Raw genomic sequence first — 26,933 nt, 5'->3', positions numbered from 1 at the left:
ATCATGCTAATTCAAGTTCCATATTTTCGAAGCTAAATTCATCTTCTTTTGATTCTTCTTGCGTCTTTTCTTGCTCTTTCACACGTTTCTTATGTTCTAAAGCTAAGAATTTAACAAGGCCTGTAAGCTGTTGAAGGTTTAACTCTGCTGCTGGTACTTTGAAATGTTTAACCGCGATTTCTTGTAAATCATCATTTGTCATGTTGTATTCGCTTAGTTTCGCCATTACTTCGCTTTGCTTGTTCTTTAACTCAACTTCAGGATCTACTGTTTCACCCTCTTCTACTTGAATCTGATTTGGTTTATTTGGCGTGATATCTACACGTTTCTCAGGTTCATAAGATGGAACACTATCTATCGGACTAGATGAAACTGCTTCATCTTCGTTAATTTCAATGCCGTACTGTAATTTAGCCGCACGTTTCATTGCGTGTTTCTTGAACATATCGTTGAACCAGTTGTTCCACATGTGCTTATTTGTACCGTTCTTCATGTGAATTACTTCGTCCGTTTCCATCATGACTACAACATCTTTAAAACCTTCGCGTTGGGCCACTGCATAGCAGCCAATCACCTTTCCACGTGGGAATTTAACTTGGTGCTTTCTGATAATCCATTCGCCTTCTTGAGAGCGATCGGCTTCAAATTCGTCATTTTCATGTACTGTTTGAACATCGATACCTTTATATCCGTTCTTTTGTCTTGCTAGGTGAAGCACACCTTCTACTGATACTTGAATGCTCATTTTCCCGCCGTACACAATGCAATAAATGTGATTTAAGAAAGGATTAAGTTCTGAGTTAACGCAAGTTTGTACGAATAAAGCGAATTGCTCGTTACTTGTTCCTGTTGCGATAGTGCTTTTGATTGTATCTAACTCCATTTTTGTAAAATTACCGATTACCTTTTCTGTATTTGGTGTTGCTGTTACTTGATTAGTCATTGTTTACTTCCTCCTTTTGGATACCTTCTGCTTTTATCGTGAACTCTGTATCTTCAACCTTCGCAATGATTAGCTGTCCTGCTGGCTTTGTGAAATGTAAGATGCTTTCAGCGTTATCAATGAACGTTGGGACCACTAGTTGTGCTTGCTTGCTCAACACTTCAACAAGCTCTAGTCCTGCTTTAATCTTTTCTGCTGTAGAAAGTCTGCTGTATGGTTTCTCGTCCATTAAGATTTCAAATGTATCTCTCTCTTCACCGTTTTTAAGAGTTTCATAGAGCTGTACATCAATGCTTGTAAATAAACTTTGAATCTTACTAACCATCAATTCAGAGCGCTTCGTACGGAAGTCTTTGATTGCATCGATGATTGCTATTGATTCATTCTTTTCCTTGCGAATCTTCGCTTGTGTGCTTGCTGCATCATCAATTTCTTTCTGTAATAGTTCTAACTGTTGTGATTGTCGAAGTAATCCGTTCAGCTCATAAATCTTTTCATCGATTTCTCTTGTCTGATTTGGATCTATTTCTTCAGCAGACATTTCTTCTATAGAAGCTTCTAGTTCTTTTAACTTCTTAACCATGTTTGAACCAATCTGTTTTGCTTCTTCAAAGCGGCTAATTTTGTTCTGTTTAACCTGCTCGACTGCTTCATCCTGTAAGGCTTGTCCGCATGTGTGGCAAGTATCCTGTAACTTCTCATCTCTAATGCCGAGAACAACACTCTTTTGCTGTAAAACCTGTTGTTTCATACCTTCAATTTGGTACTGTACTTGGTTGTATTGTTGCTGTTTTTTCTGTGAGTCTTTAATTGTTTTATCGATTTCTGAACGTTTCGCTTGTAATTCGGATAACTGCGCTTCGATTTCTTCTTTATTTACATCTGTACTTTCGGTCTTTTGTTTTTCAAGTTGCTCTTTTAATGTGATAACTCTTTCACTTGCACGCTCATATGATTTCTCATGCGTTTTCTTGCGCTCTATATGAACTTTCTGTAAGTCTTCAACTGAAAGTTTCTTTAAGTTTTCTTCTAATAACTCAACTTGAATTTTTGGTAACTCAGCAAATACTTCTTTCTTTAATGGTTCACCTACATATGATAGAAGCTGTTCACGTTGCGTCTGCCAATGTTGTGAGCTGAAGTATCCGGGATTGAATAGTGATAAAAACGCTTGTTTATCAAACAACTCATCTACAAATGATTCGAATTCCTTTGCTTTCTTAGGAACTTCGTTGATATAGTACTTAGCTGTTTTCTTTTGAGCTTTGCTAATCAAAATGTCTTTATCGTCTACTTGGATAAGAAGTTCAACTTTCGTTTCTGCATCTTCATTACCGATAGGTTTTGGTTCGTTCTTTGTTCCGTATGGATCAATACCGTATAAAACCCATGTAATTGCTTCGCCTATTGATGATTTACCCGCTCCATTTGGGCCACTAATAGTTGTTATTTCGCCGAATGTTACTTCAAGATTTTCGTGATTCTTGAAATTCACGATACTTAGTTTTTTAAAGTTGATTTTCATTATTTTTTATCCCCCAGTAAGTTAATGGCTTGTCCTTGCGGTTTATCAAAAACCACTTTTAATGGTTGAAATAACATTGATGACATTTGAAGCATCTCGTTTTGTTCACTCGTTAGTGCTACTGGATATAACACTCCATCCTTGCAATACATTAAAACTACGCCGTCTTTCATAATTAACTTCCTCCTTGTTTTTAGGAGAAAAGATTTGGTATAATGTAAGTAGAAAGTTTTACATTTCTTTTCTCCAGACCGTCCTTGGCGTAGGGCGGTTTTTTATTTTGTTATAGAAACTAACTAATAATTCTGTTAAAATATAGTTACCGATATGTGTAACAACCTGCCTGTGCTTCTGTACGGGCTTTTTATTTCGTTTTGATTCCTTTTCCCCAGCACTTATAGATAGGGACGATCGGCATTAACTCAACAATGTCAGCCTTCCATTCAGGCGGTTCACCTTCAAAGCGGCTATCTACTTCATAATGTTCAAATCTGCATAAGTACTTGTTTCCTTCTAGATCACTGCAATATGTTGGTTCGAAACACGGTGACATTTTCATTCACCTCGCTTCAGTAACTCTGGGTTTTCGTAGAGGTTTCCGATAACTTCTACCTCTTCACAACACGGTAGATACTGAAAATTACTTCCATAGTTTTCTTTTCCGTTTGTTGCTTTGAAATCTAATTCAGATTCGTCATAAACAACGACTCCAGTAAATAACTTGCCATCGTAGATCGTATCAACAACATCCCCTTCAAAAATCTCATTGCCGTTCTTGTCCAATAATCCTGTATATTGTAGTGGTTTTAGCTGAACATACTCACCATTATCAATCCGATATATTGCTACTTCGCCATAAGACAACCATGTATCTAGGTTGCTTTCACCTTCAATTTCATCACCTGAATACATTTTTCTAAGTTCCTCATCAAATGCACGAAACCTAATTTCTCTCATTTTCATTCCCCTTTCATGATGCTTTCACGCATCGGAATATCCAGGAACCTTTCAATAAGGTGGGGACCAACCGTAGATTCCTGAATATTCCGACAAGCGAATGCTTGTCCTATTAACACTGGTAACTAATAATAAGGGCTATTGTTGCTGTGATTGGCTTAATGATTGTTCCTGAATAGTCATCTTCGCAGTATCCTGATGTTTGATGAATGTAGATATCATCTTGTTTTTCGTACAGTGAACCATCTGATAATTTCGCATAAACTTCATCATCTTCCACTACTTCTTCGAACTCTTCTACCCCTGTGATGTACCAGTGATACGTGTCTTCACTCATACTTTCGATAAGTTCTTTCATGAACTTCACAACTTGTTCCATTCCCCATTCCCCTCTCTATTTAGCTAGAGTGATAAACTCCTTATGCATTTTCTCAACCTTATCTGCGCTGTTATCTACCCCTCTAGCTCTTAAATCCTTTATGATCCACAAGATTTTCTTTTGTTCGTATTCATCACGCTGCTGTTTGTCCACTAATTAACCACCTCTTTTATCTCTATTACTCTCCTAATTTGGTATAATGTTCCCATCAACTAAGATAGGAGGTGATACCATGGATAAGAAAGAGATCGCTAAAGATTTAACTATTGCTTTTTTCCAAAACAAGTCAGGTTCAATCCGTTCCGTTGATGACGCTGTACTTGTATATGAAAAGTTCTACGAAGCTGTACATAGATCAGCTTCACTTGTTGATTATGATCAAGTTAAAACTGAAGATTTTATTCGCAACAATAAGTAGTTTTAACAAGAGTCGAAGCTGCCACTTCGGCTCTTAACTATTAATAATGATTTCCCTTGCTTCAGCTAAATGTTTTATCACTAACCCTGTTTCTACATCGTTGCAAAGCTTAGTTAATTCATTGATTCTTTCTAATAACGCTTGGGCTACCTCAATTTTGTTCATTTTTCCCACCGTCCTTCATAAACCTTTTGTCTATACGTTCCATCAAATAGGTGAATCCTTTAAATACTATGACTGCTACTAACACCATGCATAGCGAGAATGTGCTTTCTTCCATCGTTTACACCGCTTCCTTTCCAAGAAACTTATTAATGAAGTAAAGCTGACCTTTCCCAGTAACTTTTGTAGTGAATGATGTTACGAACTCGCCCAGTCCGTTTGTTCTTACATATTCTTGTGATTCGAATAACTCTAAATCCATTGAATACTGTGTTGGAGTGTTGTACAGGCTTCCTCTTTTCTTGCAAAGATATCCGTTTTCTCTAAACCATTCGAAGAGTCTGTTTTGTCCTGTATCAATTCCTTTTTGCCTCATTAAGTTTGCTAACTGTTTGACGGTTATTAGATTTGTTGATACTTGCACCGCTTCTGCGAATGTTACAAGCGGTTGTTGCTGTGCGATTTGTTGTTGTGCTGCTGCAAGCTTTTCTTTCTCTTCTTTTAATTTAGTGAGAAGACCAATTGCGAAGTCTGGATTTGTTACCGCTTGTTCCAGGACTTGATCTGTCATGTATGCTCCGTGTTTTCTAATAGAAGGAAGTACTTCTTCAAACACCCATTTTTCAAACTGTTCCGCTTGTGGAAGTTTTGATTTGACGATTAAGCGGTATAAGTTAGGTTCGTTGATGAATTTCTTATCAACTGTTTGATTTTTCCCTTCAAGAACCACTGGGCAAATCACCCACCCGTCTTCTTTCGTATGTTGCTTAACTGCTTTATGCGGATCAGAATACCCAAGTGCCTTTGCAACATCTGTTGCTGGGAAGTATTCTTTTCCTTCTTTAATAAGAATTTCTAAGTTACCGAACATGTTGTGTGAGAAATTTTCAAGTTTATTCATTTGGTTTACTCCTCTCATTTTGTAAATCTTAGGTTTACTTTAATTGTTAAAAAAAAGGTCTTTCGGATTTTCCTCAAGAGCAATTGCAATTTTTTCTGCTAAGTCTATTTTCAAGGTTCTTTTTTCGTTTTCAATGTACCAGTAGTGCATTTTGGTGATTCCGACTTTATTGGCAACGTCTTGGCAAGACATCCCTTTTTCTAGTCGTTTTTGTTTTAACTGCTTCAAGTTATTTCCTCCCTTCGTTGCCTGTGATTTCATTATAAGTAAACCTCAAGTTTATTACAAGTACTTTTTTTAAAAAAACTCAAATAAATTTTAACTTGTGGTAAACACTATGTTTACTTTATACTTTATGTATCATAAACACTTTAGTTAAAGGGGACGTTAATATTGATCGGGGAAAAAATTAAAGAACTCAGGAAAAATAGTAAGATAACACAAGAGCAACTGGGTAATGCTATTGGAGTATCTAAAATGGCTATTTCTTATTTTGAAAAGGGTAAAAAGTCACCTGGGCGAGAATCATTAGAAAAGATAGCGGATTATTTCGGAGTAACTACAGATTATTTATTAGGGAGATCGGAAGACCCTGAACTAAATGAAGAAGAAGATAAAGTTGTTTCTGAAGAAGGAAAGAACATAATGACATTAATCGAGAGTCTTCCAGAGGATGAGCGAAAGAAAGCCTGGGAGCAATTAGAGATGTATGTTACCTATATAAATAAAAAGAGTAACTAACCAAAGAAGACTACCTTATATGGCAGTCTTCTTTTTTATGTATTAGGTTTCTCTTTATATGATTCGTCTAAAACGATTTTTAAAATATCCTCTGCCTTTGGATTCCCCTGTTTCAATCCTAATTTAGCCGCCATTCTTACTAATTGCTCTTTTGTCATCTCTAATTCTCCCCTTACATCCCTTTTTGTTTTTTTGTATATTTTTGGAATTAATTACTTTTTTGCTATTTTCCCCAAAAGGGAAATTTCTCCGTAAAATACGAATGACACCGCCAATTAAGACGATGTCATTTTTAATTTATATTAAATTAAAAGCAATGATAAAACTGGTATTTTCTACCAGCCGCCACCTGGGTCCGTCATCATGCGTTGAACGACAGGCTTAGATGCTTCTTGTTTATTATCTGTTTGTTGGCTATCAGTAGAAAAAGTGAACAACCCTGCTACTAATAAGATTGGTAATAAAGCTAATATTTTTTTCATTGCTTTCACCTCTTCTTTCAAAGATAATTATACCATTTTTTTATAGTAAACCCAAGTAAATTTTAGGTAATTGCGAATAATGGATATTCCCAGACTTTTGGCACATCAGCAAGGATTTTCGTAGTAGAGATTCTCTCTCTTTCCCTTCACATGTAAGAGCATAATACGCCGTTTGGATATCTGTCCATTCTCCATTTTTCTCTTTTAAGTCCAATAAAATCTTTTTAGCACCTAAAATATCACCTTCAAGTATCTTTGAATATGCATTTTCACTCGGGTGTACAAATTCCAAGGTATCCAAATCTCTTTGGTAATGAATTTTCAAGAATGATAAGGTTTGCTGGACGAGTTCCCATTTTATTTCAAATCCTTTGCAAGAAGGTTCTCCTAATAATTCTAAGGTTTTTTCTAAATAATGTTTAGCGCTTTCGTATTTTTCAGGTTCGAATATCAACGATTCTCCAATTTTTAAATATGCATTTAGTTTTGGTAATGAGAAAAATCCATCCCATTCCAACTCAGATAATAGTTCTTGGCACTTTAAACGAGATTCAACTACTTCGCCACCTTGTAAAGAAGTTACTGCTAGCGCTTCCTTGTACCTTAGTAACAAACATTCTTTTATAAATTTATTTGTTATGTCATTTATTTTTTCATTAACTGACTTTAGTCTTTCGTATAGTGTTTTATAATTCCCAGACTGATATTGTGCCTGGCATAATAAGATTTCTGTCAAAGTCTCCATTTCAATCGTTTTAACATTTTTGTTTTTTTGTCTTAATAATTGGAAATAAATCGAAGCATCTAAACCGTCCTGATATCTTCTATAAATCATTTCATATACTTCTGCAAATTCTTTATTTTCGGCAACGTCAGAATGAATCTCTTGATCTATAATTACCTTCAATAAATCGAACTTACCTCTGATAGCTAAATCTTCCATAGCTTCTCTTAAATTTTCAGGTTTAGGGTCTGTGTTCGTTACATAATCAGTAACAACTTTCGCCTGTGAAATCAAACTCTTTTTTAATAAAATAAGCGTCTTCGAAAGATATCCGAAACTTATATCGTTAGCTCCTTTAAAAACTTTGGTCACGGTAGCAGGTTTCACTCCCCAATAATCAGCCAACTGTTTTTTCTTAAATCCAGCTACATACAATTCTCCCTCAAGAATATTTAATACCTTCCACACTTCTTGTTCCTCCCTTTTGGAACAAAGACGCTTCGCTCATTTTCTCAACTTTTTAATAGGAAATTAATACCACAGTAATGTTTTAGTATTATCGGCATGTTATAATGTAAGTGTTACTCATGAAGTGACCGAAAAGAGACTTATGGCAGATGTTCCCCTTGTGAGTCGGGCGAACGGTGTAAGAGTGCGCTAACACTACTTATACACGCTGTGAGTCTTTTTTTCGTTCCTTTTATTTTGTATTAATAATAACACAAATTTCCCAAAATTCAGTCGTAGAGTTATCTGATTATTATTGAGAAAGTTGAGAAACCACTGCACAACAGCCTTTCTCATGTGACATAAAAATAAAATATGCAATTTTGCATTAAGACGTTTGAAGACCTTATGTACATATTTTACCACTAAACAAACATTTGTTCTATAGATATTTCTTCAGGTAGAAAAAATACCTTTATAAATTTAAAAAGTCAGAGTATCGACCAATTATGGTATAGTGATAAGGCGATTATTATACTCAAACTATGGAAAATACAGTTGGAAAAAACATTAAGCAATTAAGAAAGTCTTTTGGTCTAACGCAAGAGCAACTATCTGATAGGACAGGTTTATCTCGTGGGCAGATTAAGAATTGGGAAACTGATCGTCACGAACCTGATCTTGAAAGTTTAAAGGTGCTTGCGTCGTTTTTTAACACCTCCACAGACGTGCTTCTTAACTTCAAGAACAAGAAAGAAGACGCGTTACTAGGATTACTATTTAACGATGTCCAAAGAGCTTATGAGGAGCTTGATGGACATCAGCAAGGTCGTTTTGCAAAGCAAGTTTCATTGTACGTGAAAATGTTGCAAAACAACAAAGACATACTGTGATTTGATTTCATCATAAAAGAAATCATTTCCAATATCTAGTGGTAAAATTTGACATAATTTGACCAATTTAACCAAGGAGGGCTTCGGCTCTCTTTTTTTATTTTCATTCGACAAAATATGACAAAATAGTTGTAACTGAATTTGTTATGCTTGGGTGGAAATCTTACATTTTTAAAGGGGATATAATATGGCTAATCCAAAATACACTAAAATCGATGAACGTTTCGGCGTTATCGAATACCCAGTTACACTTGCTGAAATGGTTGGAATATCAAAAGAACTTCCGAAAACGGAACGAACTTATTATCAATATGCTTTCGATGCTTTAAAGAAGGTTATGAAAGCTAAAGAAGCGATCCACTGCTTTGAAGTTGCTAATCCTAAACTAACAAAAACTGGTTTCATTGTTGTCGGAGAACAAAATTTATACCTAGTGATGATGAAAGGTGGCTTTTTTGGTGGCGCTGAAGCTGAAGTAATTAAATACAAGGATATTAAAAACGTAGACTTCGATATTGCTCCGAATTTATTAGGTTTATCCAATGTGAATACAGGTGTTATTTACTTAGAAACAAAGAAAATGTTGGGTACAAAAAAGAGGACGATTAGTAATATCCCTGATTACAATGTTGACGGAGTATTAAAAGCAATTCGTAATAAATTGAAATAACCAATACATATCGGGGGGATACACATGAAACGTAAATTACTTACAGCATTGACTTGTAGCGCCTTACTTATGGGCTTAACTGCATGTGGTTCAAATGAAAAGACTGCAACTGAATCAAAACCTAAACAAGAAGCTAAAAAGCCAGAACCGGTTACTACAACATCATTAATTAACGAATTCAAGAAGGCTGGCATAGAAGCTGAAAATGCTACGGATCTACCTCAAAAAGAGTTTGGAAACATACGTAAAGATGGGAAACGTATCCTTACACCAAAGTTAGGCGAGGATAAAGGCGGCCGTGTGTTTGAATTTAGTAAGAAAGAAGATTTAGAGAAAGCTAAGAAGTACTATGATGATTTAAGTAACTCTGCTCCAATGCTATTCTCACATACATATGCTAAAGGTAATTTCCTTGTACAGATGAATGGTGATATGAAAGATGAAGAGTTTAATAAGTATAAAGAGGTTATGGATAAAACTATTAAATAAGTTGATGAATCCGTTTTCAAATTCAGAAAAATATGATAGAATATCATTCGGATGAGAGTCCAATACATATTATTAAAATTAAAGTGGTTATCAAGTCGGAGGAAGGCACCTTAGGGTGTCTTTTCTTTATGCATCAAAAAAACACGTCAAATTAACTTTTAAACGTGTTTTTCGGTAAAATGATATTTTATATAATCTATCCCTAGGCTAACTAAGGGGATAAGTATTGCTAAGCTTAGTGCATAAACCATCGTTTTTACACCTGTATAATTTAGAAATTTATCCGCTATAACTATAGCTAAAACAAATAATATTGTTGATTTAATAAATAGTTTAAAAAAATCAATCTTCATATCGGTTCCTCCTTTACAACATAAAAAGAAAAAATGAAAAACTCTTCAAATGAGTGTATAATATACATTAGACAGAGGCACAATTGCAATAGAACAGAGTGGTTGAGACACCCTGTTCTATGTAATACTCACCTTAGTGAGTGAACGGAACATAACTAAAAGTAACTATCTTTAGCACTCTTAGCCACTCTACAGCTACGTTCATAGCTTGAGTGGTTTTTACATATGTAAAAATAGATAAATTTAGCGCTTTTTGTTCTATATATTCAACAAAAGGTTCAATTAAGTGCCTTTCAATGAAAAACAACAATACGGCCCCTATCAATTCTTTCACATGCATCACCTCCTTCTAATAAGAACTAAAAATCAACAGCATTCATTGGGTGCTTGATTTTAGTTAACTTACCAGAGGTAGGTTGACAATCCCACTCATTTAACTAACATTACTGGAATAATGTAGCATATATTTGCAAATTTGTACATGTCAGAATTTTTCATTATCCAAGTAAATAGTATCCATTATAGCGTTTTATAAAAAAACTCCTGTACATTGTGTAGATAGTTCGTCACTCTATTTTAAAGTCGATTAGTTATCTAATTGTTCAAAACGATTCAGTGTAAATTTATGAAAATGATTTAAATTATTTACCCTTTCTATATAAACTTCCTTCATAACTTCACCAATATTCATTACAACGTAAGCAAATCTTTCCGAATCTCCTATACGTATACTTGATAAAGCAGCAAAATATATACCTTCTGAAAAAATATGATACAAAATATCTTTATAACGTCCTTCTTTATCTCTTGTATCAGAAAAAGCCTTCATTGGTATAAAATAATCTGCTGTATCATTCGAAAAAAATAAATCATCTGTGTATTTATATACTGTAGGTATCACATTCTCTAATTTAAAAACTAATTCAATAATTTTATCAGCTTCATCTTTACTAACTTCATAAATATCAATAGCCTTTTTCCCTGCATCCATTAAATATGCCTTTTTTCTAAAATATCATTCATAGTATTTCCTCCTAAATTATATAAGCCTCTTATAATTCTAACATTTCCTTAATATTTATTACTCTAAATCTTTAATTTTTCCGGTACAAACTAATATAATTTCATGTACTATATCTGATTGATAAAACCAAATTTCGAAATAAGGCATATTCTAACCATCAGTCCCCTTATCCTCTAACCAAGTAAGTAGTAATTTTCTTATTTATTCCTCTATCTTAGTAAGTATTTCCCCCATGACTTAAACAATCCCATGTTTTTCTACTTTCTTCGTAATTAAACTTGACTGAAGGTCTTAAAGGTTTTTTACTGGCGAGCTACTCCTGGACACTTGCGATGATGTTTTGGGCATAGAAACCCCTTGTAAATTTTCTGAGGTTAAAACGCCCTATCAATACTGGCTTAGTACCCATTGTAGCCGATTGAGATTGATTACATTGACGCCGAATAGCTAGATTACTACTATCCGAATGTAGCTTATAGGATTACTCCATACGGTGCGTCTCCACGCCCTACACCGTTCTCTTTCGAGTGATTCGCTACAAAACCCACTTACCTTTGCGTACTTGCGCACTCCAAAGGTTTGTCGTGATACAGTGTCACAATCGCCGCTTACTAGTAAATGATTAACTACAGTCGTACAATTGCGTCTTGTTTGAGCCTCCATTGTCTTTTAACACTTTTTACCGCCTGCGTCTTGGTTATCATCGCAGTTATGATAGGATATCTATCACTTAGGCTTGTTTTATGCAAGGTTTGCGTCCTTTACCTCGCTTACGTCAGACGGCTCAATGCAATGAAAGCCGATATCCGAGTGTGTTTTTTGCATTGGCCACACTAGACCCCGTTTCTTGTCAGGCATGCTTCACAGCTTTCCTTCGCGGGCACGGTATCCACGTTTAATGAAAACAAAAAAGGGCATTATCCATACCTAAATGCCCTGTATATGTACAAGACTTCTAGGTATAGATAACGCCCTTTAAACACAGTTAATTTATACATCAAATAATACTAGCGCTTGCTAGTTGAAAAATGTATTGCATAACGGTACAATAGGTGTATCTAATAAGCCTTGTTTGGTGAAACAAGGCAAATAACTTATCTGACGTGGTAAGCGTCTTATAAGTCGAAGTCCTGTAGTTGTGTACAGGTCATTCTAGTAAGTGTTGGTAGCAATTACTAGAACTGAGTCACTCCGCTAAAGGTTGGTAGCCGATAGCAATTGGAGTGGCTTTTTGTTTTGTGTTCATATTCAATTGTTTTGCTCGATCTATTTATGTAGATTTGATTTATCAAAATATGTTTTGTTTTGTAGAATGATGCTTGTTGTGTACTACGTTACAACAAGCTTTTTTGTTTGTAAATAAAGAAATGACAAGTAAAAACTACGCATAAGTAGAAAAGTGTAACTACGAAAAAGTGTAAAATTCTACTTTTCTACTTATATTCAAAATAAATTATAATTCTACTAACTTACCGCTTAAACACAAATGTAGATATAACTGCATTCAACGACATTCATACTATAAACTACGTAAAAGTAGAAAAGTAGAAAAGTACACTAAAAATTATTACGCTTATGTATACTTTTCTACTCTTTCGATAAATCCGTTAATAAAACACAAACTTTTCTTAGGTATACTGTTGCGAATATTGTATATAGATGTTACATTTTACTCAAAGGTATACTTATTCGGAGTTTTATGGAGGAATGTCGAAAATGAATAGACAAGCAACTACATACGTAATTGGTAACTTTAAAGGTGGAGTTGGAAAAACAAAAACAGCAACAATGTTAGCTTATGAAGCAGCTACAGTATTTAATGAGAAATGCCTTTTAGTGGATATGGACCCTCAGGGTAATGCTACAAGAGTCCTGGCTAAAACAGGTGACATTGAACAAATAGACAAGTCTATTACGGATGCATTTGTAAATCAAAATTTAGAGAATGAGATTATCCCAGTAATGGAGAATTTGGACATCGTTCCATCTAATACTTCATTTAGAAAACTATCAAAAATCTTATTTGATATGTTCCCTGAAGATGAACTTGCTCAAATTACATGTTTGAAGAAATTACTAGAACCATTAAAAGATAAATATGATCGTATCTACATAGATGTACCACCAACAATCAGTGACTACTCAGATAACGCTATGATAGCAGCTGATTATTGTATCATCGTTCTACAGACACAAGAATTATCTTTAGAAGGCGCGCAAACATACATCGCTTATATGCAATTCTTAGCAGAAACATATGATGCAGATCTACAAGTTTTAGGAATTATCCCGATGATGCTACATCAAGGGAAACGTGTGGATAATAAAGTATTACAACAAGCTCAGGAAATGTATGGCGGAAACGTCCTGGATACAATTGTGAGATATCAAGAGCGTCTAAAAGTATACGATATTGAAGGAATACATAAAAATGTTAACGTTAACGGAAATGTTGATATGTGGGATGAAAAAGCCCATCAATTATTCATCGATGTTCTTAGCGAACTTAATGCACATGAAAACTACTTTGCTACTATTAAGGCTTAAAGAGGAGGTTCATAATGTCTAAAGCACCATTTCAACCTATAGTCACAAAATCTGGGAACACTTTAAATGACAAAGGTGTACAGATAAAAGGAACAAATGATTTCGGCCGCAATAGTGAGCCTGTTAAGAAGCAAGTTATCAAACCTATAATCAACAAAGCCAAAGTAACTGCTCCTGAGAAGCCAGATCAACGTTTAGTTCCATCTAAAACAGCTAAACTTTCACCTGCTGTTCAATTAAAGTTGAATACATTAAAGCCATTTATCAAAGAACAAGAGAACATGGATAAGGCATCGATTAACAGTATTATCGATATGCTTCTTGAAAGCTATGTAAATACTAAACTTACAACAAGACAGTCTGAAGGATATAAAGGGATATACAAGCACCTTTATGAGATGTTAGATAAATAATAAAAAGCGATACAATTTCATCTTGTCTACACAGTGATTCTTAGCGTTTTCCATCCTAATATTATTGGAGATGAATTTCATGGGAGTAATTACGAAAAATGGCGATAATATAATTGATTTCGATTTGTTTACAGAAAAGTATGGTTGTATAAAGGTGGATTTTAAGCAGCAAGAAGGAGCAAGATACTACTTATATGCTTTTCGTAACGATTTAGCTGAGTGGGATTTCGATAAAGGGGAATTAGTTCTAATTACCCATGATGAAAATAAAGTCAAAGAGATATCCTTGAAAATATTGACTATACATGTAGGGGAGTTTTTCTGTAAAGAATGCTTTAGAAAAAAAGACCTCGAAAAATTATCTAATAAAGATACAAGTTATTGGGGGCACCATATTTGGGAAAAGACTCCACTACAAACTAAGGAATTACTGCAAAGTGAAATTTTGTATTCAATAAACGATATGGAATGGTCCATGGTAAAAAATATAACTTATGATAAATCATATGTAATTTTCGGACCATGTTCGTCCTGTATGACTCACGAAGAATACGATAATAATGATGTAATTCAAGAAAAGATAAAGTTAGTGGACAATATCTGGGAAGAACTAATAACAGAGGAAATGATGAATGGACCTGAAAGCTTATTAGAAGACATATTGTGTGACCATATATTTGTCATTGAAGAAGGTATGAGTTTTATAGAAAGACAATATAGAGTGGGAAATGGGATTATTGACATTATAGCAAAGGACAAAAATGGTACTAAGTGTATTATTGAATTGAAGACGGTTGAAGATGATAAAAGTTTAATATGGCAATCTGCTTATTATCCATCTTGCTTCAATGAAGATGTTCGTATGATTACAATTGCTCCCAATTATTCAAATAGAATATATCACGCTCTTAAAAATATAAACAATGTTGAAATGAAAGTTTTCGGCAAAGGTTCAAACGGTAAGTTTGATATAAAAGATTTTGATAGTGGAGAGTCTGTTTTGGAAATAACAGAGGAATCGCCAATTATCGTGTGAATGATTAAGCCCTACGTATGCAGGGCTTTTCGTATACTCACTCTTAAGTAGAAAAGTAGAATTTTACACTTTTCTACTTTTTCGTAGTTTATTGTGATCTCTCACCAGAACTTCCACCACGGCTTTTTCTTCTCTTTCGATGCAGCAACCTCATCACGAAATTCCTGCATTATTCTCTTTGCTTCCTGCATCTCACGTAGTGTCTTCATAAGTGTCTCATCTCGAGCTTCTAATCGTTTTTCCACTCGTTCATTATGTTGTTCTATACTCGCTTTGATTTCCTTGTTGCTCTGCTTTGCCTGCTCACTCAATCGCTTCTCCATCATTAACATACTCTGATTCATTTCTTGTGCCATAACGCCGTACTGTTGCTGGAGCTGTTCTCGAATGTGGAATGGTATTAAGTCTGTTTCTTGAGGTTCTTCTTTAATCAGATCTGGGTTAACTTTTTCTATTTGCTGCGCAATCATCTTCGCTGCCTTTTCCAGCGTCATACCGTCATGCTTACTAAGTTCAATTAATTTCTCAATAACCATAATGTCACTGTCTGTATATTGGCGTCTGCCACGATTATCTTTCTTTACAGCGAATCCTTCGCGCGACAATACTTCCATGTACTTTCTAAGGGTGCTATCACTTATTCCTAGCCGTTTGTATACTTCACTAGCAGAATAAACAATTTCGTCCGTCATAACGTTACGACACCTCCTAGTGAGAGTATTCAATGGTGGTCAAGAAATTCCTGCAAAGAAAAAAGCCCTACCTATGTAGGACTAAATAGCTTTAGCAATCTCAACAAGCAGCCTCATAAACAACGGAATCATTTGGACTACTATATAGCCGATTCCAGCCCTTGAAATAAGAGAGAATCCTCGTTCCTGGCTACCAACCATGATGAACAACCCACCACATAACGCCACAACGGATGCAATTGGATACGACACAGCTTTAATCAAGAATATAACCGGTTCAAACGCATTTACAATACGATTATATAACTGGCCGTCTATATAATTCTTTATTGCTCCGTCGTTGGACTGCACATCTTTAAATACTTCATTTACATCCGGATTATTCCCATCCGCAAATACATGTGGAATATCTATAATGTTGCTGAATATAATAGCACTACCGATTACTAATGAAACGCGCACTGCCACAGGTGCGTATTTTTTTGCTTTCTTTTTGAACAAGCTCCACTTCTTCTTTGCTCCGTAGTTACCATCCATAAAATCTTTGATGCTCATTGTCTCAGTTGCCATATGGACCATCCCCTTAGTTTTAATGGAAATCAGTAACCGTAAATATGTTGCAATCTAATCCCTCGCAAAGCTTTTGCAGGTTCTTCCTGCGGTATTCTGTCGTGGTGTACCATATAAATTTAGGTGGTTTCTCAAACACATTGCATTCCATTAACTTTCTGTACTTCTGCATCTTTACACGATTGGCACTCATCTTTTGCTCGTGATCCACCTCTACAATGTGGTAGCGGCCATTATCCGTGAATAGCGCATCTGCAATTATAGAAACGATACCTTTCACGTTCATCTTCACTTCCTGCTTCCATGTCTTTGGGCATTCGTAAGCAATGTAAATGTCATTCCTCATAATGTAATGGCGAAACTGATTCGAACGTTTGAGTATTTTTTTACTACCAATACGTTCGCGCCCTTCTTTGTTCAAATAATAAACTTTTTCTCCATCTCTAAAGCTAGACACATATTCTTCAATCCCCTTCATTACACGAGAAGCATTTCTGTCACCACCAAGGTCATGCAGCACCTGTATTTGCTTCCTACTTAAGAATCCCAACTTCTTCAAGCTCAAGAGTATGGACTCGGTTCTCGCTTCCTTTATGGCTAACTTTTGCATCTTCATGCTCCTTTCTCGCTCTGATGTTGATATGTGGCTTTATGATGTTATCTATTTGTTTGTTATCGATATAAACAGTCTGTAAGACCTTCTTCTCGTTCGTTTGGTATATAGCCCTTCCCTTTATGTTGGGAAGACTTTCTGCTCCGCCCTCATCGAGTACAGCACGGCTCCCTGCTTCTGTCTGCAGTCTAAAGCAAACACGAGCACCAATGTTTTGACGCAGTTGTGACGGCATAGCGCTATTCGTCGGATATTGGGTTGCATATATTAAACGGAATCCAGCCGCCCTGCCACGACGACCAATATCAACAATAATGTCCTGGCACTCCTGATATGGCGCTATATCGGCTGCTTCATCCACGATTACAAAGTATCGTACTGGATCCCCGGCTTCTTTTATATCTTCGTATCCTTTTTCTAATAAGTATTCGTTTCTATCATTCAGTTTGGTTTGTAATTCCCTTAGAGTCTCTAGTGCTTCCTCTGGATTCTTCGCAATTGATTCGACTTGATTTAAGAATCGGTATCGGTTAAAAGAGAGACCACCCTTCAAATCGATTAGGTACAGCTTGATATTTTCTGATTGGTTACGTACCAGGGATGTAATTATAAGTTTTAATACATTTGATTTCCCCATGTCCGTCATGCCAGCTGAAATCATGTGCGATAGCTGATCAAAGTCATGTTTTACTAATCCATCCCTTGTGTAACCAATAGGCACTTCCCAACCTCTGCATTGTTTCATCATATCCTCTTCAAACTTCACAAAATCAGGAATTCCCTTCTCGTATACTCGTATTTTCAACAACCCATCGTAGGACAGCTCAATTTCCTTTCTAACGAGTTTTTTCTTGTTTATGATGTTTCGTATTTGTTTTAAAATATCTTTTTGCAGGCGGAGAGTTTTGAAGTCTGATAGCTTGAAATCATAAACTTTGCTCTTGTGATTTAATCCGTCCTCTAAATGCTGCATCTTTTGTTCGAAGTCGGAGAAACTAAGACCAAGAGGAATCCTATATGCATACTCGACTCCCCAATCATTTCTCGTCTTACGAAGCAATTGTATTGTTCTGGTCTCTTTCCCTTCTTTTACTTTCAAACCGCAATTAGCACAGATCCTTTGAATCTTAGAGGCATCATTTGTCGCTCCTTTTTGATGCATTTTTGATAGAAAGACTACACTACCAACTGCCGCCGAACTTACTAACTCAAATATCAAAGTGTTACACCACCTTTCTTTTCGTATTCTGCAAGAATAGTCCCTGAAGATTAGCAGAGATAAAAACAGCTATGAATCATTGAAAGTAGTAATTTCGCCATGTCTGTGGCGCTATTCTGTTAGCGAATTCTATTTAGAATAGGTGAAACGAAGTTTTAAAAGGCTATCAATTTGGAACGGTGAATCGTAATTTGTTTGGTATGGTAAAACGTATTCCCTACAGCTCGCTCAATATTCACCATTTTTAGGGGTTTATTTTTGGTGAAACTAGGACATTACTAAGGACAACAGATTTTCAAAGGAGTGAAAGTTGTGTGGGGTCTTGGAAAAAAACGCACAAAATTGGGGAAGTTTTTAGATAAGCACGAAATAGAGCAAGAATGGTTAGTAAGAAAATCAGGACTTGGAAGAAATACCGTAGGAGATTTAGCAAACGATCCAGAAAGATCGCCAACAAGGAAGACAATGCAGAAGATATTGAAGGTATTGAGAGAATTTGATTCAAGAGTTAAAGCTGATGATTTTTGGGATATGTAAATATTATCTTCAAATTTCCGAATGTCCTCTAAAGCAGTTCAACATTAAGTTTATGTTATAATTAAATTATAAGACAATTCAGAAAGAAAGGATGATTTACATGGCACGTCGAACATTTGCTGATTATTTAAACGAAAGAGGGATTGAAGCATTTCACCCAAAACCAACTGAGGCAGACACATTTGTAGAGGGGCAGGCTACAGCAATTAAAGGAGAACTATTTCTGAATACCGACCTTGATAAAAGTCCGTATAAAAGTTTGTATGACGCATATCACGGTCGATTAAAAGAGTAACAGCATTGTATTACGGAAATAAGCCCTTATAAAAGAACTAACGTTCGTGTATAATGAACATAAATTACACGAATCGGGGGATCATCATCATGGAAAACGAAAACTGGGGTACACCGAAGATAAATGGGCGTGGCATGGTCAAATGGATGCCATTTGCTTCAATGCCAGAGCAATACGAAGGAATTAGAGAAATTCTTAGTGATTTAAATAAGATACCGAAACCAATAGTTTCTGAAGATATGAAAGAACAAATAGAACGCAGTTTGATTCATTCGATGCAAAGTAAAGAAGAAATATCGATTTCATTTTATCGTGATGGAATGATACAGGACATGTACATAAACGTGCTACATATAGAACCGATGCTAAAAACGGTGTATTGTACGGATGCCTTTGGATTGGATACTGAGTTTAAATTTGATGAATTAGTGAGTATAAATTAAAAAAGGCCGCCCGACAAGGACGGCTTTCGTTGTTTACTTCTTAATATACTCGTAATACCACTTTCCATCTGGTCGATTATCCATCCACCAAGTGATTTTATCTAATTCTGCGTTAGGTAAAACGTCGGTTTGTAAGTATGCGATACCAGTTGATGGATCAGAAATAACTTGTCCTTTAGTTCCACGCTCAACCATAGCATTTAATACTTCAGGAACCAACGAAACGCCAAACCCACCAGATTTCACATATTGATAGCCACCATTATTCACGTTTCCACCTCCACCTTGAATAGTTCTACCCACAATAACCTCAGCTACAGCTTTAGCCGCTTTATCGAAGTTAGCGCGGTATTTCTGCATGTCCATTTCATTATCGATAAAACAGATTTCCGGAAGTAGGCCAGTTTTCGTTTTATTAATCCAACCTAAATCTGTTGTTAATTTAATACCTCGGTCTCTCAATCCAAATGCATCAGCCATTGCTTTTGAAATCTTAGCTGCCAATTCTCTATTTCCGTATGAAGGATGTAGCCAAACCTCACAGCCTGTACCACCTGGAGAAGCATTTAGATGAAACTGTAAATCTACATCGCTATCTGCAACGCGTAAATGATTATTTGCCGCATTGCTCCAAACTGCGGTTTGTGTTGTTCCAACTTCATCGGAACAATTCACATAATTCCATCCAGCTGCTTGTACATATTTAGCAACTGCATCAAGGAACTTTCTATCCTCTACATGCTCTTTCCCATAAACACTATTTGCGCCTTGTACAATACTATTGTGACCACCTGAACCAGCTATTTTACCCATTATTCAACATCTCCTTTTTGATTATCGTCATGATCTGACCAAATTCCGAGTACAACGCCGACAGTAAATAAATAAGGTGTCAATTCATCTAAGAAACTCTTAGCTTCTGGAACACCAAACTTCGTAAATAAGAATCCAAGCAAAGAAAAAACCGCAACCCATGTTTTCCAGTTGCGGAATCGTTTTTTGATATTTTCTTTTGACATATTACATGCCACCTTTCATTAATAATCCAAGCAATCCAGCTACAATTGCTCCGATGATGATGCGGAGAATCCATGTAGTATTGGCACTGATCTTATCGAGAAGCTTATTTATATTTACAATGTCCTTTTCGTTGACAGTCGTACGCGTTTCGATATTTCTGATGTCTCGTTGCATGTCTTTTTGATCTAACTTTATCTGTTGGATCTCTTGTTGGAACTCTTTCTTTAAATCTTGAATTTCTTGCATTGGTTCAGCTCCTTTTTAGGTAATAAAAAAAGACCAGCTTACGGCTGCTCTGGTTTCTTATTTATTAATTGTTGTAGTAATAATTCTTCTAGCCGCGCGATTCTGTCCTCTTGGCTAGCTACCTGGGACTTGAGAATACTTATTTCTTCCTCATGAACATCTTGTGTAAGTTTAATTTTCTGAGTAGCGTCTACATTGAGAGTTACAAGCGTGTACAGGTTAATTCCATCTCCTAAGTCTGCTACAAAAGTGCTATCTGTATCTTCTAAGATTAATCCATATTGTAATGGAATATCTCTTGTAGTAAATAACTGCCCACTCCCTACTGCGTCCTCTCGCATCTTGTAAAGCTTCTCTACATCACTCTTAAAGTTGTACTGTTGTACTTTTAAGTTCATGATTTTCTCTAGAGCGTCAATCTCTAAATCACGGATATTCGATTTAATTTTACGAGATGAACGGTTTGTCAATGAAGTGTATGATACATCAGCACATTCTAAACCAGCATAACCGCCGCCGCCAGTCTGTACAAGTTGAATTTTCCCTTGATATCCCGAATCATGAGATGAGCGAATTTTAACATATGCCATTCTCAATTCTGCGTTATGGTTATCGTCACTTAGGAGCATGTTGTTCCCACTAGTCTTAGTAGTATTCTCAAAGTAGAAGTTTCCAGATCCATTCTTAAAAGTATGGTTAGTAGATGCATCTGCGTTGAAACTCCCACCCTTAGCAGACAGCCAAATAGAATTACCTGCTGTCACCTCAAGGTTTAAAGATGGTTCTATGAAGATTGACTTATTTTGACCAACTGTGTCTGTAGTTATTTGGATATGACCTTGTTGAGATGCCGAAAGCGTTAAGTTATAGTTAGTTTTGATATCCATTTGCCCATTTTTGAAGAAGTTGATTCTAGATCCGTAAGTAAATTCATTGCTATTAGAGTTGTACTGCTCTACCATTCCTATAGCTGCTTGTGCATTTTGGTAGTTATCTACGCCTTGAGCATTTATAGGAGTCCACTGAGAAATATTTAGAGCACCTACGATTCCACCGCTTACAGATCGTCCAAGTGTAATGGTAGGATTGATAGATGTACCGTCTGATTTATTAAAGAATCTGAATTCTCCTCTTACAGTGTCTCTATCGTAAAGTTCAATATTCTGTTGATTTAACTTAACATAGCGTTGTTGACCGTTAGGAACTGTCTTGATAGTGACCCCTACTAGTTCCTGAGCTTTAAGATGTTTAGCCTCAATAAAACCATCAAGATAAATCTTTCCTGCTTGAATTAACACAGATTGAGCGGTTTGGTTGATTGTGGAAGCTATATCTCCAGATTTAACACGTAAGTTTATTTCGGTACTCATTACAGATAACTGAGAGGTATGCGACTCTACAATAGCCTTGCTTCCATAGCGTCCGTCAGAATCTATTTTATTGTAAATATCATTTTTCTCTGCCTTTAAGTCAATACGGCTAGATTGCTGATTTATGCTTGTTTCAATAGTTGACACCTTAGAGTTAAACTCAGAAGTTGCAACTTTCTTAGCAATCTCACCTACAAGTTGTTCATAGTTAGCGTAATCTTTAGGGTTCTCCATGAATGTTGAAGGCGTAGTACCTTTTTGTAATTGTGGTTGTGAAACCCATAGTCTACCATTACGATTAATAGTTACACTCCCTCGAACAGCATTATGAGCTGTAGCAGGCGCGAGTAGAGTTGCCGAAGCAAATACCCATGAGTTATTAACTAGTAAAGGTACTAGTTGTACAGCTTTAGAAGCTACCCAAGTTCCACCGTTGTAATAAGATACTTCCATATAAGCTCCACCATCTAATAAGGCTTTGTTATCAGTGTAGAACCAAGCGGAGAATACATGGTCTCCTGAGTTAGCTTGACTTGGTACAGGTTGATACAAACTAGTAGGTGTATTAGCTGTTAGCCCAGAAGTTTCTAACTTTACAGAATTAAAGCCGTCGTGGTGACGAGCTGACTCAGGTATAGCTGTAAAGTTTGTGCCATTAGCCCATAAATTCCATTTAGTAATACTAGGAGTCCTGCTTGTTACAGCACCTGTGGAGGCATTAATTACTCTAGTCTCAAAAGCTGAGTTAAAGAGTTCATTTGAGCTTCCTAATCCACCTACGTATTCCTGCATTTGAATGTCAGTAACTTTAGATTTAATTTGATTATTCAACTGCGTGATATCACTTGTGTTTTGTTGAATAATCGCCCCTTGTTGTCCTTGTGTCTGAGATAACGTTGTAATGGTTTGGGAATTCAAATCTGTAGTTTGTTTAACTTGATTCAAGGTGGATTGCATTGTGCCTTGATCTTGTTGTACTTTCGAGATTGTTTGAGAATTTGTATCTACGGTTTGCTTTAACTCGTTAGTTGTTTTTGTGAAATCTGATTTAGAAGTGATTTCTTCATTAGCTGCTTGCCATGTAGTTCGTATGTTTCCTTCTTCAAACTTTGCATGGTGAGAATTAAGGTTTCCATCTATGTTCCGACCTGAGTAGTAAAAAGTAATTTTTGTAACATCTTTGTCTTTCGTTTTGAACGTTACGTATAGGGGCTCATCTTTGTATTCAACATTAAGCGATAATTTACCATCTGCCCGTATAGGCTTCCACTCTTGCTCTCCATCTGCATACGTTATTGCTGTTTCTACGCCAAACCAACAATTGGTATTAAGTTTTGTCATTTTCCCAGTAAATAAGAATGAGATAGTAAACGTTTTGTTTCTATAGTTGACCTTATCCGATACAGTCATTTGTTTACTGTCTGACCATGTTCCAGTCATATTCTGTTTGTTTAACCCTGTTTCTGAACCGCTCGATAGATTAATTGAGCCCACGGAAATGTTGCTTACTGTAGTTTGTAAGCTTGTAATAGTATTAGTATTAGATTCTGCTGTTTGTTTAGCAGTATTAGCCGTTTGAGATACATTAGCTAAATCGTTACCTAATTGAGTTACAACTGTCTTCTCTACTTTACTTTTAATCTCTTCGGCTGTTCGCTCTGCAATCGTCGTTGTTTCAGTAAGCTTCTCTATATCACCTTTACGGTTAGTTTCGTATACTTGCTTTCCGATAAGGTTATTATTTACCCAATCTTTCGTATAAACGCCTTCCTTATCTGCTTTCCCTTCAAATTGTTGATTTAACCAAGCCTTATCAGGTAAATCTTTCACCGTATTTTTTAAAGTATTAATCTCGGTTTCAGTATCCTTGATGCTTTTTTGCAATGGAGCTGTATCCGGAACAACCGATTCCCATACTGTACCTGTCCATATTTTCAAGATACCAGGCTTACCACCACTAATATCACGCCATAACGTTTTATTCGGTTTAAGGTTAGCTGTAGGTGGATTAACACCTTCTATGATATCTACAAGATTTTGCTCCATGTAATCTTGAGTTGCTTCAGCTAGGTCTTTTGCAGCTTGTGATTCTTTAACCGCCGTATCAACTTTGCTGTTTGTTTCGGTTACTTTCTCTTCTAAAGCATCAAACCATTCTTTAGATACTTTGTCTTGAACCATAGTAAGCATCTTCTGGTACATTCTACGTAGTGCATCGTCTTGGTTAACAATCTCTCTGTAATTACCAAATGTGTATTTATTTTGACGTGGGTCTTTGTGAGATTCATCACCTGCAATTGCTCTGGCTTCAAGATATAAAGTCGGGTGCATACCTTCGTCGATAATGTTAATCGTATCGCCTTCGTTAATCTGTTCGTGTTCCAAACCAAACACACGTGAGGCATCTACTGCATCAACCTCATACGTCACGATAGTTTGAACGCGTTTGCGTAATTCTGTTTTTGCTAATGTCAATAATCTTTGTGGCGTCATGTCTTGGTCTTCTGTTTCTGGTGTATAAAAACCAAAAAGATGCTTCCCGTTAACATTCCAACGTTGGTAAGCATCTTCATCTACAATATACTGTAAGCCATTATTTACAGACTCAATCGTAATAAATTTCTCTTTTCCGTCTTCATCCTGTCCCATTATATAAGGAACTAAAGCTGTAATGATATTCTCTGAGTTTTCTACACGTTTAACTCCTAGTAAATCTTTACCGAGAGTAACTTCTTTTCCTGTTTCTCTTCCTCTCTTTTCTACAAGATCTATATACTTTTTAGTTATTTCGCCACCTTGTATAATGACTCGGTATTGTGTTTCCGTATTATCAAACAAAGTAGATACATCATGAATAAGCTTTAATGGACTAGTGAATTCTTTGATTGTATGAGTACGTGTTCCTTTAGTTTCGATATTCCCTACTAGCCATTCTGTACGAGCTGTAGCAAAATCTAAGTATTGCTTTGCAGTCCAACTTTCAATACGTTGCGGTACGAAATAACTATCCTTATCTAATAAAGTCCACTCACCAGAAGCATATACAGTAATGAGATGGGATGCGGAGTCTTTCTCAATCTCTGTAATTACATACGGTACAATAACACCGCTACGCACCTCTTTTAACACTAAGTTTTGTTGTTGAAGATATACAGCGTACGGAGAGCTTTCTAATAATTTGAAGTCTAATATATCTACGCTATTCTTAATCTCCCAGTGTCGTAAATCTTCTGTGTAATCTTCTGGTTGAATTGTAGCGATAACACGTCTTGTTTTATAATCTACTATGTGTAAATCTCCGCTAGGCTTTCTCATTACTTGTATCTCTCCCTGTATGCTATTTGAGCCGTTCCTATATTAGAGGGGCGCACAATAATATCGTTCTGCCCTCTCTTTACGATAGGAAATGTACTAAAGATGTCTTTCAATCCAATCGCATTCTTCCCATTGATTGTTACTAATGACCTTTCTGTGTCTATCTGTATTTTGTCCCCTATATCAAAAATATACGGAGTCTCATCTATTGTTAAAGTATTAATCTTCCAAAACTTAACATCTTCAATAAACGCGATATCAGCTGGCGGATTTTTTCCATAAGCAATACACCCTACAGCTATTTTCGCTACCGGTCTAGCTGTCATTGGGTTACTGTCAGACTCATCTCTCCATGTACGAACGAAACTAGCATCATCTATTTCAGTATTCTTACGATATTTCGCAAAATAGAAGCTCCATTCTTTGCCCCTACGAGCTACTGAAACGTGTCCTCTGAAATCGTTAAATGTATCAGAATACATGCCCATTTCGTCAGCAATCCACTTTCTAGAACTTCCTGGGTCAATAATTGCTTGTGCTGTTGTCATTTCATGACTCATATATTCATCAGCCATCGCTAATTCAACTATTACATTGTCATTAGCATCTAAAAGCATTACGACCGTTTTGCCCATTCTGTTCCAGTGTTCAGACTGAAAATTCATTTGTACATCAAGTTTAAAGTCTTGAATCACTCCCCCTGTATTAGGAATAGTTTTCTTCATGAAAGGACCATGCCATTCATCATCCGTACCCGTTCCATATGATTCTGGTGTAAAAGCATACCCTTGCCATATCTTCATAGCTCCTGAACTTTTATAAGCTCCTATTTGTCCAGTTACAGTAGTCCAAGGGGTTAAATTAGTCATTTCATCCCATATAAGGCGTTCATTTTGTTTTACTAGACGAGTTTTAACTCCGGTAGGGTAACCTAGTCTAAAATATTCATCATCATTCCATACATCTAAGAATGGACTAGGGTTTGCCACTTTAATATCTATAACGGGCTTTGTTTCTACTGTTCCCTTGTTTTCAAAAGTAGCTTTTAATTCTTGATTCTGCACTGACATAACATTCGTTTGAACAGCCCCTAATTTATATGGCATAGGGCAGACAAAAGTAATTTTCCCTTTCCCTCTGAAGATCAATTCGTCTATGTCCGCTCCACCATCAATTACAGCCATGTATGTGCGATTCGGTTCATCATCAAAAATTAGTTCGCAAGGTTGATCTGTCACAAGCCAATCGGCTAACTCTTCTTTCTTCTGCTGCATTTCGCCTTGAGTACCTGTCTTGATAATGACAGGTACTTCTATTGTTCTTACATTTGTATTCGTTTGTAGGAGATACCCTCCTGCTTTAGAAGGAGCCTTCAAGATATCTCTCTCAACAGGAGCCCATGCAGGTCTGTTAAATCCCATTAAGATAAAAATGTAGTCTTTACGTATTCCGTTAAATGAAAAACTACCTGAGGGCATTTGACTACCTCCTTCCGATATATTATCTATA

General features: G+C 36.2%; 36 protein-coding genes. 11 read left to right on the top strand and 25 right to left on the bottom strand.

Annotated features, from left to right (window positions below):
• Window position 1: 1 nt before the first annotated feature.
• The 7 genes from JFU54_RS28775 to JFU54_RS28745 form a co-directional block, all read right to left on the bottom strand.
• The gene (locus JFU54_RS28775; RefSeq protein WP_201067558.1) at window positions 2–943 is read right to left on the bottom strand and encodes a RecT family recombinase; all 942 of its coding nucleotides are present in this window, start codon (window positions 941–943) and stop codon (window positions 2–4) included.
• Window positions 936–2,468, bottom strand: a complete 1,533-nt coding sequence (locus tag JFU54_RS28770) for an AAA family ATPase (protein WP_201067556.1) — start codon at window positions 2,466–2,468, stop codon at window positions 936–938. The genes JFU54_RS28775 and JFU54_RS28770 overlap by 8 nt, the downstream gene beginning before the upstream one ends.
• A complete protein-coding gene (locus JFU54_RS28765; RefSeq protein WP_201067554.1) occupies window positions 2,468–2,641 on the bottom strand; it encodes a hypothetical protein in 174 nt (57 codons plus the stop codon). The genes JFU54_RS28770 and JFU54_RS28765 overlap by 1 nt, the downstream gene beginning before the upstream one ends.
• Before the next feature lie 191 nt (window positions 2,642–2,832).
• On the bottom strand, window positions 2,833–3,021 hold the full coding sequence (locus JFU54_RS28760) for a hypothetical protein (RefSeq protein ID WP_201067552.1): 189 nt from the start codon (window positions 3,019–3,021) through the stop codon (window positions 2,833–2,835).
• A 2-nt stretch (window positions 3,022–3,023) separates the two neighbouring features.
• Window positions 3,024–3,425: a YopX family protein gene (locus tag JFU54_RS28755; protein ID WP_201067551.1), complete on the bottom strand. Its 402-nt coding sequence runs from the start codon at window positions 3,423–3,425 to the stop codon at window positions 3,024–3,026.
• A 112-nt stretch (window positions 3,426–3,537) separates the two neighbouring features.
• A complete protein-coding gene (locus JFU54_RS28750; protein WP_201067549.1) occupies window positions 3,538–3,804 on the bottom strand; it encodes a hypothetical protein in 267 nt (88 codons plus the stop codon).
• 15 nt (window positions 3,805–3,819) lie between these two features.
• Window positions 3,820–3,957 carry a hypothetical protein gene (locus JFU54_RS28745; RefSeq protein ID WP_201067547.1) on the bottom strand — a complete coding sequence of 46 codons (138 nt, stop codon included), beginning with the start codon at window positions 3,955–3,957 and terminating at the stop codon, window positions 3,820–3,822.
• 79 nt (window positions 3,958–4,036) lie between these two features.
• Between JFU54_RS28745 and JFU54_RS28740 the strand changes: the two genes are divergently transcribed.
• A complete protein-coding gene (locus JFU54_RS28740; protein ID WP_201067545.1) occupies window positions 4,037–4,222 on the top strand; it encodes a hypothetical protein in 186 nt (61 codons plus the stop codon).
• Between the two features lie 33 nt (window positions 4,223–4,255).
• On the opposite strand, the gene JFU54_RS30140 is transcribed toward JFU54_RS28740, so the two are convergent.
• The 3 genes from JFU54_RS30140 to JFU54_RS28730 form a co-directional block, all read right to left on the bottom strand.
• On the bottom strand, window positions 4,256–4,387 hold the full coding sequence (locus tag JFU54_RS30140) for a hypothetical protein (protein ID WP_277956430.1): 132 nt from the start codon (window positions 4,385–4,387) through the stop codon (window positions 4,256–4,258).
• Window positions 4,388–4,505: 118 nt separating this feature from the next.
• Entirely contained in the window at window positions 4,506–5,285 is a 780-nt protein-coding gene (locus JFU54_RS28735) for a phage antirepressor (protein ID WP_201067543.1), read from the bottom strand.
• 39 nt (window positions 5,286–5,324) lie between these two features.
• Window positions 5,325–5,546 (bottom strand): helix-turn-helix transcriptional regulator, encoded by a 222-nt coding sequence (locus tag JFU54_RS28730; protein ID WP_098123972.1) that lies wholly within the window; start codon window positions 5,544–5,546, stop codon window positions 5,325–5,327.
• A gap of 132 nt (window positions 5,547–5,678) precedes the next feature.
• Here JFU54_RS28730 and JFU54_RS28725 point away from each other — a divergent pair, with 132 nt between their 5' ends.
• Complete coding sequence (locus tag JFU54_RS28725; protein WP_201067536.1) at window positions 5,679–6,026, top strand: helix-turn-helix domain-containing protein; 348 nt, start codon at window positions 5,679–5,681, stop codon at window positions 6,024–6,026.
• A 35-nt stretch (window positions 6,027–6,061) separates the two neighbouring features.
• Here the strand turns inward: JFU54_RS28725 and JFU54_RS30135 are convergent, their stop codons facing one another.
• The 3 genes from JFU54_RS30135 to JFU54_RS28715 all read right to left on the bottom strand — a co-directional run bounded on the left by JFU54_RS30135 (window position 6,062) and on the right by JFU54_RS28715 (window position 7,700).
• The gene (locus tag JFU54_RS30135; RefSeq protein WP_002170420.1) at window positions 6,062–6,184 is read right to left on the bottom strand and encodes a hypothetical protein; all 123 of its coding nucleotides are present in this window, start codon (window positions 6,182–6,184) and stop codon (window positions 6,062–6,064) included.
• Window positions 6,185–6,361: 177 nt separating this feature from the next.
• On the bottom strand, window positions 6,362–6,508 hold the full coding sequence (locus tag JFU54_RS28720; protein ID WP_050000401.1) for a hypothetical protein: 147 nt from the start codon (window positions 6,506–6,508) through the stop codon (window positions 6,362–6,364).
• A gap of 40 nt (window positions 6,509–6,548) precedes the next feature.
• A complete protein-coding gene (locus tag JFU54_RS28715; protein WP_201067534.1) occupies window positions 6,549–7,700 on the bottom strand; it encodes an AimR family lysis-lysogeny pheromone receptor in 1,152 nt (383 codons plus the stop codon).
• A gap of 524 nt (window positions 7,701–8,224) precedes the next feature.
• Here JFU54_RS28715 and JFU54_RS28710 point away from each other — a divergent pair.
• From JFU54_RS28710 to JFU54_RS28700, 3 genes are all read left to right on the top strand, one after another.
• On the top strand, window positions 8,225–8,572 hold the full coding sequence (locus JFU54_RS28710; protein WP_201067532.1) for a helix-turn-helix domain-containing protein: 348 nt from the start codon (window positions 8,225–8,227) through the stop codon (window positions 8,570–8,572).
• Between the two features lie 187 nt (window positions 8,573–8,759).
• Window positions 8,760–9,242 (top strand): PH domain-containing protein, encoded by a 483-nt coding sequence (locus JFU54_RS28705; RefSeq protein ID WP_201067530.1) that lies wholly within the window; start codon window positions 8,760–8,762, stop codon window positions 9,240–9,242.
• Window positions 9,243–9,266: 24 nt separating this feature from the next.
• Entirely contained in the window at window positions 9,267–9,731 is a 465-nt protein-coding gene (locus tag JFU54_RS28700) for a stress protein (protein WP_201067528.1), read from the top strand.
• 158 nt (window positions 9,732–9,889) lie between these two features.
• Here JFU54_RS28700 and JFU54_RS28695 read toward each other — a convergent pair whose 3' ends face one another.
• The 3 genes from JFU54_RS28695 to JFU54_RS28685 form a co-directional block, all read right to left on the bottom strand.
• Window positions 9,890–10,084, bottom strand: a complete 195-nt coding sequence (locus JFU54_RS28695) for an ABC transporter permease (RefSeq protein ID WP_201067526.1) — start codon at window positions 10,082–10,084, stop codon at window positions 9,890–9,892.
• A gap of 133 nt (window positions 10,085–10,217) precedes the next feature.
• Window positions 10,218–10,424, bottom strand: a complete 207-nt coding sequence (locus JFU54_RS28690; RefSeq protein WP_201067524.1) for a hypothetical protein — start codon at window positions 10,422–10,424, stop codon at window positions 10,218–10,220.
• A gap of 246 nt (window positions 10,425–10,670) precedes the next feature.
• Complete coding sequence (locus JFU54_RS28685; protein WP_201067522.1) at window positions 10,671–11,075, bottom strand: hypothetical protein; 405 nt, start codon at window positions 11,073–11,075, stop codon at window positions 10,671–10,673.
• 1,749 nt (window positions 11,076–12,824) lie between these two features.
• Here JFU54_RS28685 and JFU54_RS28680 point away from each other — a divergent pair.
• The 3 genes from JFU54_RS28680 (at window position 12,825) to JFU54_RS28670 (ending at window position 15,104) form a co-directional block, all read left to right on the top strand.
• Window positions 12,825–13,655: a ParA family protein gene (locus tag JFU54_RS28680; RefSeq protein WP_201067520.1), complete on the top strand. Its 831-nt coding sequence runs from the start codon at window positions 12,825–12,827 to the stop codon at window positions 13,653–13,655.
• A 14-nt stretch (window positions 13,656–13,669) separates the two neighbouring features.
• The gene (locus JFU54_RS28675; protein ID WP_201067519.1) at window positions 13,670–14,068 is read left to right on the top strand and encodes a hypothetical protein; all 399 of its coding nucleotides are present in this window, start codon (window positions 13,670–13,672) and stop codon (window positions 14,066–14,068) included.
• A 79-nt stretch (window positions 14,069–14,147) separates the two neighbouring features.
• Window positions 14,148–15,104 carry an endonuclease NucS domain-containing protein gene (locus JFU54_RS28670; protein ID WP_201067518.1) on the top strand — a complete coding sequence of 319 codons (957 nt, stop codon included), beginning with the start codon at window positions 14,148–14,150 and terminating at the stop codon, window positions 15,102–15,104.
• A gap of 101 nt (window positions 15,105–15,205) precedes the next feature.
• On the opposite strand, the gene JFU54_RS28665 is transcribed toward JFU54_RS28670, so the two are convergent.
• From JFU54_RS28665 to JFU54_RS28650, 4 genes are all read right to left on the bottom strand, one after another.
• Window positions 15,206–15,796 carry a DUF3967 domain-containing protein gene (locus JFU54_RS28665; protein WP_201067515.1) on the bottom strand — a complete coding sequence of 197 codons (591 nt, stop codon included), beginning with the start codon at window positions 15,794–15,796 and terminating at the stop codon, window positions 15,206–15,208.
• Window positions 15,797–15,877: 81 nt separating this feature from the next.
• Entirely contained in the window at window positions 15,878–16,366 is a 489-nt protein-coding gene (locus JFU54_RS28660; protein ID WP_000190045.1) for a hypothetical protein, read from the bottom strand.
• A 19-nt stretch (window positions 16,367–16,385) separates the two neighbouring features.
• Complete coding sequence (locus tag JFU54_RS28655) at window positions 16,386–16,931, bottom strand: replication-relaxation family protein (RefSeq protein WP_242489461.1); 546 nt, start codon at window positions 16,929–16,931, stop codon at window positions 16,386–16,388.
• Window positions 16,900–18,198: an FtsK/SpoIIIE domain-containing protein gene (locus JFU54_RS28650; RefSeq protein WP_201067504.1), complete on the bottom strand. Its 1,299-nt coding sequence runs from the start codon at window positions 18,196–18,198 to the stop codon at window positions 16,900–16,902. The genes JFU54_RS28655 and JFU54_RS28650 overlap by 32 nt, the downstream gene beginning before the upstream one ends.
• Window positions 18,199–18,510: 312 nt before the next feature.
• Here JFU54_RS28650 and JFU54_RS28645 point away from each other — a divergent pair, with 312 nt between their 5' ends.
• The 3 genes from JFU54_RS28645 (at window position 18,511) to JFU54_RS28635 (ending at window position 19,473) form a co-directional block, all read left to right on the top strand.
• Window positions 18,511–18,735, top strand: a complete 225-nt coding sequence (locus JFU54_RS28645) for a helix-turn-helix domain-containing protein (RefSeq protein ID WP_201067502.1) — start codon at window positions 18,511–18,513, stop codon at window positions 18,733–18,735.
• Between the two features lie 100 nt (window positions 18,736–18,835).
• Window positions 18,836–19,030 (top strand): hypothetical protein, encoded by a 195-nt coding sequence (locus JFU54_RS28640; protein WP_201067500.1) that lies wholly within the window; start codon window positions 18,836–18,838, stop codon window positions 19,028–19,030.
• An 89-nt stretch (window positions 19,031–19,119) separates the two neighbouring features.
• A complete protein-coding gene (locus tag JFU54_RS28635; protein ID WP_201067498.1) occupies window positions 19,120–19,473 on the top strand; it encodes a YolD-like family protein in 354 nt (117 codons plus the stop codon).
• Window positions 19,474–19,506: 33 nt separating this feature from the next.
• Here JFU54_RS28635 and JFU54_RS28630 read toward each other — a convergent pair whose 3' ends face one another.
• The 5 genes from JFU54_RS28630 to JFU54_RS28610 are packed head-to-tail and all read right to left on the bottom strand — an operon-like array spanning window position 19,507 to window position 26,902.
• Window positions 19,507–20,286 (bottom strand): N-acetylmuramoyl-L-alanine amidase, encoded by a 780-nt coding sequence (locus tag JFU54_RS28630; RefSeq protein WP_201067496.1) that lies wholly within the window; start codon window positions 20,284–20,286, stop codon window positions 19,507–19,509.
• Window positions 20,286–20,492 carry a hypothetical protein gene (locus JFU54_RS28625; protein WP_201067493.1) on the bottom strand — a complete coding sequence of 69 codons (207 nt, stop codon included), beginning with the start codon at window positions 20,490–20,492 and terminating at the stop codon, window positions 20,286–20,288. The genes JFU54_RS28630 and JFU54_RS28625 overlap by 1 nt, the downstream gene beginning before the upstream one ends.
• Before the next feature lies 1 nt (window position 20,493).
• Window positions 20,494–20,739, bottom strand: a complete 246-nt coding sequence (locus JFU54_RS28620) for a hemolysin XhlA family protein (protein ID WP_201067491.1) — start codon at window positions 20,737–20,739, stop codon at window positions 20,494–20,496.
• A 38-nt stretch (window positions 20,740–20,777) separates the two neighbouring features.
• Window positions 20,778–25,424, bottom strand: a complete 4,647-nt coding sequence (locus tag JFU54_RS28615; RefSeq protein WP_201067489.1) for a phage tail spike protein — start codon at window positions 25,422–25,424, stop codon at window positions 20,778–20,780.
• Window positions 25,424–26,902 carry a distal tail protein Dit gene (locus JFU54_RS28610; protein WP_201067487.1) on the bottom strand — a complete coding sequence of 493 codons (1,479 nt, stop codon included), beginning with the start codon at window positions 26,900–26,902 and terminating at the stop codon, window positions 25,424–25,426. Before JFU54_RS28610 ends, JFU54_RS28615 begins: the two co-directional genes overlap by 1 nt.
• Between the last annotated feature and the right edge of the window lie 31 nt (window positions 26,903–26,933).

It is taken from the genome of Bacillus sp. TH19 (assembly GCF_016651075.1).
Taxonomy (GTDB): Bacteria; Bacillota; Bacilli; order Bacillales; family Bacillaceae_G; genus Bacillus_A; species Bacillus_A mycoides.
Note: the sequence above shows the minus strand (reverse complement) of the source record. Positions and strands in the feature narration are given on the sequence as shown.